We start from the raw sequence: 10461 nt of genomic DNA on the forward strand, positions 1-10461 counted from the left end.
TTCCCCCGTGAGCGAACAAAAACAGTCTCTAAGCTATAAAGATGCTGGCGTTGATATAGATGCAGGTAACGCCCTAGTAGAAAACATTAAAGGTGCAGTAAAACGTACAACTCGTCCTGAAGTGATGAGTGGCTTAGGTGGTTTTGGCTCAGTATGCCAATTACCAACCGGTTACAAAGAACCTGTAATGGTTGCGGGAACAGATGGCGTAGGTACAAAACTACGCTTAGCAATTGATTTAAACAAGCACGATACCGTGGGTATTGATTTAGTGGCTATGTGTGTCAATGATTTAATCGTTCAGGGCGCTGAACCTTTGTTCTTTTTAGATTATTACGCGACAGACAAACTTGATGTTGATGTTGCTTCGGCAGTTGTTGCTGGTATTGCTGATGGTTGTGTATTGTCAAACTGTGCTTTAGTTGGCGGTGAAACCGCTGAAATGCCAGGTATGTATCATAAGGGTGATTACGACATCGCTGGTTTTTGTGTCGGTATCGCTGAAAAATCACGTTTAATTGACGGTACAAAAGTAGCATCAGGCGACCAATTAATTGCTTTAGCTTCTTCTGGCGCGCATTCAAACGGCTTTTCATTAATTCGTAAAGTATTAGAAGTTAATAAGACTGATACCAACGAATTATTAAATGGTAAGTCAATCGGTGATCATTTAATTGAGCCGACTAAAATTTATGTTAAATCTGTTTTAGAATTACATAAGCAAGTTGACATCCATGCCTTATCACATATCACAGGTGGTGGTTTTTGGGAAAATATTCCTCGTGTATTACCCGAAAGCGCTCAAGCCATTATTGACGGTAACAGCTGGGAGTGGCCAGCGATCTTTAACTGGTTGCAAGATAATGGCAACATTACTACCCACGAAATGTACCGTACCTTCAACTGTGGTGTTGGGATGATCATTGTTGTTCCTGCTGCTGACCTTGCAAAAAGTATTGAAATTTTATCGGCTCATGGTGAGAATGCATGGCACATTGGTGAAATCGCTGATATGCAAGCAGGCGCTGAACAAGTTGTGATTAATAAAGGTTAATTCTATGCCATCAAGTAACATGCAAGACAATAATTTAACCAGCAATATTGTTGTGCTAATCTCTGGTGGTGGCACTAATTTACAGGCGATTATAGACGCCTGTAAAGCTGCAGATTATCCAGGAAAAGTGGTTGGGGTTATTTCAAATAAAGCCGATGTATTTGGCTTAACTCGCGCTAAAAACGCTGGCATAGCCCATTGCGTACTTTCTCATAAAGATTTTAGCAGTAGAGAAATTTACGACCAAGCGTTAATCAAGCAAATTGATTTATACCAAGCTGATGTCGTTGTTCTGGCTGGTTTTATGAGAATATTAACACCTGAGTTTGTGCAACACTACCAAGGTAAGTTAATCAACATTCATCCCTCTTTATTACCTAAGTATCAAGGTCTACATACCCATCAACGGGCGATTGATGCCGGTGATACTGACCATGGTGTTAGTGTACATTATGTTACAGAAGAACTTGATGGTGGCCCAGTTATATTACAAGCGAAAGTACCTATTTTTGCCGGTGATACCGCTGAAGAACTTGCGCTTAGAGTTCACGATCAGGAACATAGAATTTACCCCTTAGTGGTAAAATGGTGTTGTAATCAGCGCATTTCTATGCACAATGATACAGTACTTTTTGAAGGTAAAGCGCTCCCTGCTTCTGGCTATGCGAGTGAATAAATAAAATATTAAATGATAGGTAATTAAATGCTGAATAAATTATGTTGTATTGCTCTAGTATTAGCCTCACAGAGTAGTTTAGTTTTCGCCAATGAAGCAAAAACCGCTCAAGCAGAGCAACATGTTATTCAGCCTTTCACTGCTAAATATAATTTGATACGTTCTGCTGATATTTTAGGTAGTGCGACAAGAACGTTAGAATACTTGACACCTGAGCAAGCTAAATATAGTTATAAAACAGATATTGAATGGTTAATATTTTCAGATAACCGTCAAGAAGTATCACTCGTTAAACTCGATCACCATAAGGTGACACCTCAGCAATATAATTTTCAAAGGTACGGCACCGGACCTGATAAAGAATATGCTTGGCAGTTCAATATTGAGAATAATATTGCGAAAAACCTCAAAGACAAGACAGAGCTTAATATTGATTTTCCTGTCAATATTCAAGACTCACTCAGCTATCACTTGCAGAATCGTTTAAATTTAATTAAAAATCCAGAGCAAAAACTTTTTGTGTATCCGGTGATGAATCATTCAGGTAAAGTTAAAAATTACGTTTACCAGTATGATGGTGAAGATGAATTAATGCTGCCTTTTGGTATGATAAAAGCAGTTAGATTAAAAAGAGAAGTCATTGAAAAGAAAAAAATCACCTACGCTTGGTTCGCCCCAGAGTTAAATTACTTGCTGGTTAAAATACAACAAATAAAATCTGACGTTGAACAGTTTGATGCACAATTGACTTCACTTGAAGAACATTAATGTTCAATCTTCAACACTTCTTGCCCTGAAGCAATAGACTCACCCAGACAAAATAAGTGCCACTGCCCTTTTGTCATTTTGTGCCAAGTTTCATTATCCGTTAATGGCTGAGTGGCAATAACCGTAACTACATCACTTTCAGTGGTTTCTTCAGTGAAATTAATGACTACTTCAGCATCAATCAAGCTAGCTTTACCAAATGGCGCTCTACGTGTTATCCAATGTAGGTTATTTGCACAGTAAGCAAATAAATACTGACCATTGGTGATGTTGACATTAAAAACACCCAACGAATTTATTTTGACACTCAACTCGGCAATAAATTTAAACAACACCGTTGCTGCTGGTTCTTTATCCGCAAACTTAAAATGAAGTTTGTCTAAGATCCAACAGAACGCGTGTTCGCTGTCGGTAGCCCCAACAGGAATGTGTAATTTAACAGGCAGCTCAACCTGGACATTCTTCAATTGTCCATTATGTGCATAAGTCCAATTTCTTCCCCACATTTGACGGGTAAAAGGATGAGTATTCTCCAAAGAAATACCGCCAGAGTTTGCTTGTCGAATATGACAAATAACCGCTTCACTTTTTATTGGATAATTGGTGACTAACTCGGCAATCGGTGATTGTGAACTTGGTAAAGGGTCTTTAAAACTTCGACAGCCTTTACCCTCATAAAAAGTAATGCCCCAACCATCCTTATGCGGCCCAGTATTACCACCACGCTGCATTAAACCACTAAAGCTAAAGCAAATGTCAGTGGGGACGTTCGCACTCATTGCCAGTAATTCACACATAAATTAATTTCCGAATAGATAATTAACGTTATTATCCTATAAATAAGATTACAACGATAAATATATTTGTAATTTATTGTACATAGATTTAAGCTAAATACATGGTCAGACCTCTTTATTTTTATCTTTAGGTTTTTATTTTTAAAAAGGAAAATTAATGGAACAATTTACATGGTTCATTTATGCCGTTATTTTAACCGGCTTAATGGCATACACTCGTGCTGCGCTTTCAACTTTCACCTTAAGTTTTGCCGCATTAATGGCGGTAGGTACTATCTTTGATGCACTGTCATTTTTCAGTTGGATAATATTTGCAATCATTGCATTGCCCTTGAATATATCTGACTTTAGAAAGCAGTATATTACTCACCCTTTACTAAAAGTGTTCAGATCTATCATGCCGCAAATGTCGAGAACTGAGCAAGAGGCTATCGACGCTGGTACTACATGGTTTGAAGCAGAGCTATTTCGTGGTAATCCTGATTGGAAAAAACTGCATAACTATGAAACACCCCGCTTAAGTGTTGAAGAGCAAAGTTTTTTAAATGGTCCCGTAGAAGAAGTTTGTAAGATGACCAATGATTGGCAAACGACTCATGTCGATGCTGATTTATCACCAGAAGTTTGGCAGTTTTTGAAAGATAATAAATTCTTTGCAATGATTATCAAAAAGAAATACGGCGGCTTAGAGTTTTGTGCCTATGCACAGTCACGAGTTTTACAAAAATTATCAGGGGTGAGTGCCGTACTAGCAAGCACCGTTGGAGTTCCTAATTCTTTAGGCCCAGGTGAGTTATTACAACTTTACGGCACAAAAGAGCAGCAAGACCATTACCTTCCTCGTTTAGCGGTTGGTGATGAAATTCCCTGCTTTGCATTGACCAGTCCGGAAGCCGGTTCAGATGCTGGTGCGATCCCCGATGAAGGCATTATTTGTCACGGTGAGTTTGAAGGTAAAGAAGTGCTTGGTATGAGATTAACTTGGGACAAACGTTACATTACGCTAGCGCCCATTGCCACAGTACTGGGCTTAGCTTTTAAACTAAAAGACCCTGATCACTTACTAGGTGAAACGGTTGATTTAGGCATTACCTGTGCATTGATCCCTACAGACTTAGAGGGTGTTATCACTGGCCGTCGTCATTTCCCGCTTAATGTTCCTTTTCAAAATGGTCCAACACAAGGTAATGGTGTCTTTGTACCGCTTGACTATATTATTGGCGGCGCAGAAATGGCAGGTCAAGGCTGGCGTATGCTTATGGAGTGTTTGTCTGTTGGGCGTGCTATTACACTCCCTTCTAATAGTGCTGGTGGTATAAAGTCACTTGCACTTGCTACAGGTGCTTACAGTAGAATTCGTCGTCAGTTCAAGATCCCTATCGGTAAAATGGAAGGTATTGAAGAACCCCTTGCTCGCATTGGTGGCAATGCTTATTTAATGGATGCGGTAACAACCATGTCTACAGGGGCTATCGATTTAGGCGAGAAACCTTCGGTAATTTCAGCCATTATAAAATATCATTTAACTGAGAAGATGCGTGTTTGTGTTAACGATGCAATGGACATTCACGGCGGTAAAGGTATTTGTATGGGCGAAGGTAACTACCTTGCTCGTGCCTATCAAGGTGCTCCGATTGCAATAACCGTTGAAGGCGCAAATATTCTAACACGTAGTTTAATTATTTACGGACAGGGAGCTATTCGTTGTCATCCATACGTTTTAGCGGAATTAGCCGCAGCAAACCAAACTGATGATGTTATTGCATTAAAAGAATTCGATCACGCCTTGTTTGGCCATATTGGCTTTGCCATTAGCAATGTTGTCCGCAGCCTTTGGTTTTCATTAACGGGCGCAAGAATTTTAAAAGTACCTTTTCGAGATGAAACCTCTCGTTATTATCAATTGCTTACTCGTTTTAGTAGTAACTTAGCTATGCTATCAGACATATCGATGCTGACACTGGGTGGCGATTTGAAGCGCAAAGAGAGAATTTCGGCGCGTTTAGGTGATGTACTTAGCCATTTGTATTTGTCTTCGGCAACCTTAAAGCGTTATAACGACGAAGGCCGTCAGCAAGATGACCTACCCCTTGTACAATGGGCACTTGAAGATAGCTTGTATGAAACACAGCAAGCTATTGACGCATTGATCAGCAACTTTCCTAATAAGATAGTGGCACTGTTCCTAAGAGCGATGATCTTTCCTGTGGGCAAATGGTTGAAAAAACCTTCTGATATTACCGACCATAAAGTGGCACAGATATTACAAACACCTGGTAAAGCTCGAGAGCGCTTAGGACAAGGTCAATATTTAAGCCGAGATCCAGAAAATGTTTTAGGTCAACTTGAGCAAACACTAGATGACATTATTGCTTGTGAGCCAATATTTAAGAAAGTTTGTCAGGCTATTGGTGAAGATCTCCCTTTTTATGCCCTCGATGAAGTTGCTAAAAAAGGCTTAGCCGTAAATGCCATTAATGCTGTAGAAGCTGAGTTGTTATGCAAGGCTGAATTGGGCAGAAAAGTCGCTATCAATGTAGATGACTTTGACTCTGACGAATTAAGAGCTCAGTCCGCTAGTCATTAATTTATCAACACACCATCGAAATCGCCTACAAGGATGTAGGTATCAATATTTTTAAAGCAGTATCCTTATCATAAATGAGTCCAACAACCGTGTTGGACTCATTTTTTTTATCGTTAATTTATTCACAAGCTTTATAACTCTAGTGCTCACCTATTACTTTTTGTAACAAATAAATGCTGATAATTTTCTTGCCTAGATTGAAATAGCATCAAAAATAAGTTAACTTCATGTTAACTATAATTATATGACAAAATAATATGTTTTCGACTAAGGAAACCCCCACGGTAAAAAGACGGAGCAAAGGTGAACAAACACGTTTACTGATATTACAATCTGCCATTGAAGTATTAGCAAAAAATGGAATAAAAGGCACGACTCATCGAGCCATCGCTAGTCATGCGAATATCCAACTCTCTCTTACCACCTATTATTTTAAAGATATACAAGAGTTAGTTCATCAAGCATTTACCCTGTGTTCTTCACAAATCACCTCAAAAACAAGCTTAGCTTGGCAGCCTGCCGTTGAACTACTCGCCAATGTAAATAAAACAAGTCTACGTAAAATAAGTGAAAAAGAAAATTTACGTAATAAACTTGCCACAATGGCGACCCAATACTTAGTAAAAAGAATAATCGACTCACCCGAAGAGCTCGCTGTTCAACAATTACTCTTTACCGAAGTACGCGTAAACCGTAAATTAGCCCCTTTAGCTGAGATACACCGTGCGGCCTCGTTAAAACCCATTATCAAGCTATGCGAATTTTTTAATGCTCATGACCCACATATCGATGCTGATATTATTGCGACGGTCTTTACGCAAATAGAATACCGTAATATCAATGTACCTGTTGAGCAATTAGATACCGATAACATTCAAGCTATCGTTAGCCGAGTCATTGGTTATGCGATGAACTTAAAAAGTTTAGCACTTACCGCTTAACAGATAATTTTCTGATTGTTTTGTAGATCAGTTGTGATTGTTGTAAATTTGTTTTTATATCTGGTCGTACCAATAAAACTATAAGACTCAATAACAACAATAAGGTTTAATTATGCCCTACCAAGCATTACTCACAAAACACAGTCAGTATTTTGATACTAATGTCACTCGAGATATTTCATGGCGTAAACAGCAACTACAAGCAATAAAAAAACTTGTTATTGAAAACGAAAAAGCTATTTTACAGGCTTTACAAGATGACCTTGCAAAACCGACTCTAGAAGCTTGGATCACTGAAATATCATACATAACCAGTGATGTTGACCACACGTGCAAACACCTCAATAAATGGGCTAAACCAACTCGCGTTAGCACACCCATAGTGGTACAACCGGGGAAATCATTTATTACACCCGAGCCACAAGGCACTGTATTAATTATTGGCGCATGGAATTATCCTTTACAATTAGTATTGGCCCCTTTAATTGCCGTTATTGCTGCCGGTAATTGTGCCATCATCAAGCCTTCGGAGCTTGCTCCTGCTATTTCTGAACTTATTGGCCAACTTATTCCTAAGTATTTAGATAATAACGCCGTTAGTGTGGTTGAAGGCGGTGTTGCAGAAACAACCGCATTACTTACCTTAAACTTTGATCACATTATGTATACTGGCAATGGTCAAGTCGCTCGTATTGTCATGGCCGCAGCCGCAAAGCACTTAACGCCGGTGACATTAGAACTTGGCGGCAAAAGTCCTGTTTACGTCGATGAAAGTGCAGATTTAACAATAACAGCACAGCGTATTGCTTGGGGCAAGTGGATGAATGCAGGGCAAACCTGTATAGCACCTGATTATCTATTAGTAAAAGAAAACCTAGTTGAGCCATTAACACTAGCGTTGAAAGCTCAAATAACCGCTATGTTTGGTGAAAACCCAAAAAATAGCGATAGCTATGGCCGTATAATTAACCAGCGCCATTGTCAGCGTATAGCCGCTTATTTTAACGATGGTAAAATTATGGTTGGCGGTGAAAGCGATATTGAAAGCTGCTATATAGCGCCAACTATTATCATTAATCCCGCTTTGGATAGTCCTTTAATGACAGAAGAAATTTTTGGCGCCATTTTACCTATCGTCACTATTGAAGATTTTGATCAAGCAAAATCATTTATCAAACAAAGAGAAAAACCACTTTCTGCTTATATCTTTAGCCGTAACAACGAGCAATTAGCACAATGGGTAGATGAAATAAGTTCGGGGAGTCAATGTATTAATGATGTCATCATGTTTAATGCAGTACCTGACTTACCTTTTGGTGGCATTGGTCCTAGCGGTATTGGCCAATATAGTGGTAAAGCCGGCTTTGATAATTTTAGTCATCTAAAGTCAGTACTTAAACGCCCTTTTATTAAAGATATCCCGGTACGCTTCGCACCTTATTCAAAATGGAAACTTAAATTCTTACGTTTCATCCGATAAAAATCTACCTAAATGCTTCTCAGAGGATGAAAAATCTTACATCCTCTGAGAAGCATTTTTAATCTATCTACTCACTAAAAATAATAAAAACGAAAACGCTTTTATCTGCTCGTATCTAGTTTAGCTAGCCAGTTTAATTACCCGAATTAGTTGGTAGTATGAATAGACATGACTAATTAGATTTTCAGATACTAAATGAGATTGAATAATTTTTATTATATTCACAGTCTGCCACAGACTGTGTGAAAACCTTTTGATCACTTATTCGTATAACCACCTATTAGTTATGATCAATCGGTCTTAACCTTACCCACAAAATACACACTTTTACTATAATTATCAGTATTTTAATTCTTGTTGGTAAGTGTCATATCAGGCTTTATTAAAGGTGTTAACCGCTCCCAATCTACACTCTTTCCAGAATCTCTCAATGACTTTGTTATTGCTGAAAATACTGTCAGAGTTATTGATGTGTTTATTGAGGCATTGGATTTAGCAGCGTTAGGTTTCGCGGGCATGATCATTAAGTCTACTGGCCGTCCTAAGTATCACCCTGCTGTCATGTTAAAACTCTATCTCTATGGTTATCTTAATCGAGTCCAATCCTCTAAAAGATTAGAAGTTGAAGCGAATAGAAATATTGAACTCATGTAGTTACTTGAACGACTTGCTCCAGATTTTAAAACCATTGCTGACTTTAGGAAAAATAATGCTAAGGGAATTAAGCATGTTTGCCGTACATTCGTTCAGCTATGTAGACAACTTCATATGTTTGATGAAGGCGAGATTGCTATTGATGGCAGTAAATTTAAAGCGAGCAACAACAAAGATAACAATTACACCCCAAAGAAAATGGGCTTTCATATTGAGCGAGTTGAAAAACATATTAGTAACTATTTAGAAAAACTAGACAGACCTGATTAAGAGCAGCATAGCCACCAAAAAATAAAGGCTACGCAAGAAACTATTAGGAATTTAAAACAAAAACTCGCTGAATTAAAAATACTAGAAAAAGAAGTCAAAGACCACCCAGAAAAACAAATATCAACCACTGATCCTGATTCAAGGTTGATGAAAACTCAAGGTATAACGAGAGTGGTCAGCTACAACATTCAAAGTGCTGTTGATGCCAAGCATCATCTCATCGTTGCACATGAAGTGACCAATACCACTGACCCAGGCCAACTCTGTCCTACAGCGGTTTTAGCTCAACACGCGCTAAAAAGAAAAGACCTAACCGTTATCGCAGATAAGGGTTACTTCAGCGGCTAAGATATCAAAGACACACAAGATGCCGGTATGACAACACTTGTACCAAAGGGAGATACCTCAGGTAGCGATAAAAAAGGCATCTTTAATCGTTCTAAATTTACCTATGATAAAGAAAAAGACGTTTATATTTGTCCCAACAACAGTCAGTGAATGCCAGGTAAAACCATGACAAAAGATCGTGATTTATATTTGATGCATTATCGAGCTAGAGTCAAAGATTGCCGACAGTGTAGCTTGCAGCCACAATGTACCAAAAGTGCAACACCAAGAAAGATAACTCGATGGGAGCATCAAGACAGAATAGACAATATGGATAAGTTAATGAAAAAACGGCAAGACTTGATGCTAATTAGAAAATAGAGTGTCGAGCATCCGTTCGGTACGATTAAGTGTTGGATGGGAATGACGCATTTACTCACTCGTCGATTTAAAACGTTCGAACCGAAATGAATCTCCATGTTCTGGCTCATAATTTCAAGCGAATGTTAAACATAATGGGTATTGAAGGGTTAATGAACGCCATAAAGGCCAAGATATAAGGCTCTAACCTTATCTTTTTATTTTAAATTCGACTCTCATCCAAAATAAACAAACTAAGCTGTAAAACGTATTTTAAAATTTATACAAACAACAATGAGTTTTTACACAGGCTGGCCACTTTGCGGAAGTTAGCAACAGTAAATCATGGGAGTATTTTTGGTCGTTTTGTGCGCAAAACGGAATAAGTTAGTATCAACACAAAACCTACCGCAGCTAGCAATATATAGTCATTCAACCTTAATTATCTATACTTAGATTGTTTAGGTTATGTGCATGTTGTTTACGAATATCTAGCCAATAACACTTGATGATTACCGCTTTTCTTTCGAGGCAACAAGTACCTTTA

General features: G+C 38.4%; 7 protein-coding genes and 1 pseudogene. 7 read left to right on the forward strand and 1 reads right to left on the reverse strand.

What is annotated here, in order from left to right; genetic code table 11:
- The first annotated feature begins 7 nt into the window (after nt 1–7).
- Genes purM through H4J67_RS13760 form a run of 3 tightly spaced genes read left to right on the forward strand, consistent with a single transcriptional unit; the run spans nt 8 to nt 2498 of the window.
- Nucleotides 8–1054: a phosphoribosylformylglycinamidine cyclo-ligase gene (gene purM / locus H4J67_RS13750; RefSeq protein WP_070373894.1), complete on the forward strand. Its 1047-nt coding sequence runs from the start codon at nt 8–10 to the stop codon at nt 1052–1054.
- Between the two features lie 4 nt (nt 1055–1058).
- Complete coding sequence (gene purN, locus H4J67_RS13755) at nt 1059–1730, forward strand: phosphoribosylglycinamide formyltransferase (RefSeq protein WP_259368606.1); 672 nt, start codon at nt 1059–1061, stop codon at nt 1728–1730.
- A gap of 27 nt (nt 1731–1757) precedes the next feature.
- The gene (locus H4J67_RS13760) at nt 1758–2498 is read left to right on the forward strand and encodes a DUF3108 domain-containing protein (protein WP_182169648.1); all 741 of its coding nucleotides are present in this window, start codon (nt 1758–1760) and stop codon (nt 2496–2498) included.
- Here the strand turns inward: H4J67_RS13760 and H4J67_RS13765 are convergent.
- Complete coding sequence (locus H4J67_RS13765; RefSeq protein ID WP_182169651.1) at nt 2495–3295, reverse strand: class II glutamine amidotransferase; 801 nt, start codon at nt 3293–3295, stop codon at nt 2495–2497. The two genes, H4J67_RS13760 and H4J67_RS13765, sit on opposite strands and share 4 nt — an antisense overlap.
- A 157-nt stretch (nt 3296–3452) precedes the next feature.
- Here H4J67_RS13765 and fadE point away from each other — a divergent pair, with 157 nt between their 5' ends.
- From fadE to H4J67_RS13785, 4 genes and pseudogenes are all read left to right on the forward strand, one after another.
- A complete protein-coding gene (fadE, locus tag H4J67_RS13770) occupies nt 3453–5882 on the forward strand; it encodes an acyl-CoA dehydrogenase FadE (RefSeq protein ID WP_182169654.1) in 2430 nt (809 codons plus the stop codon).
- Nucleotides 5883–6139: 257 nt separating this feature from the next.
- Nucleotides 6140–6823, forward strand: coding sequence for a TetR/AcrR family transcriptional regulator (locus tag H4J67_RS13775; RefSeq protein WP_182169657.1), 684 nt, complete (start codon nt 6140–6142; stop codon nt 6821–6823).
- 112 nt (nt 6824–6935) lie between these two features.
- Nucleotides 6936–8303: an aldehyde dehydrogenase family protein gene (locus H4J67_RS13780; RefSeq protein WP_182169660.1), complete on the forward strand. Its 1368-nt coding sequence runs from the start codon at nt 6936–6938 to the stop codon at nt 8301–8303.
- Between the two features lie 369 nt (nt 8304–8672).
- Nucleotides 8673–10114 (forward strand): annotated as a pseudogene (locus H4J67_RS13785) (IS1182 family transposase).
- The last annotated feature ends 347 nt before the right edge of the window (nt 10115–10461 follow it).

Origin of the sequence: Colwellia sp. BRX10-4, from assembly GCF_014077465.1 — a bacterium.
Taxonomy (GTDB): Bacteria; Pseudomonadota; Gammaproteobacteria; order Enterobacterales; family Alteromonadaceae; genus Colwellia_A.

What these genes read in the sequence shown, in the direction of transcription:
- H4J67_RS13765 (WP_182169651.1), bottom strand. Translation starts at nt 3,295, where the DNA reads ATGTGTGAATTACTGGCAATGAGTGCGAACGTCCCCACTGACATTTGC.
- purN (WP_259368606.1), top strand. Translation starts at nt 1,059, where the DNA reads ATGCCATCAAGTAACATGCAAGACAATAATTTAACCAGCAATATTGTT.
- H4J67_RS13780 (WP_182169660.1), top strand. Translation starts at nt 6,936, where the DNA reads ATGCCCTACCAAGCATTACTCACAAAACACAGTCAGTATTTTGATACT.
- H4J67_RS13760 (WP_182169648.1), top strand. Translation starts at nt 1,758, where the DNA reads ATGCTGAATAAATTATGTTGTATTGCTCTAGTATTAGCCTCACAGAGT.
- H4J67_RS13775 (WP_182169657.1), top strand. Translation starts at nt 6,140, where the DNA reads ATGTTTTCGACTAAGGAAACCCCCACGGTAAAAAGACGGAGCAAAGGT.
- fadE (WP_182169654.1), top strand. Translation starts at nt 3,453, where the DNA reads ATGGAACAATTTACATGGTTCATTTATGCCGTTATTTTAACCGGCTTA.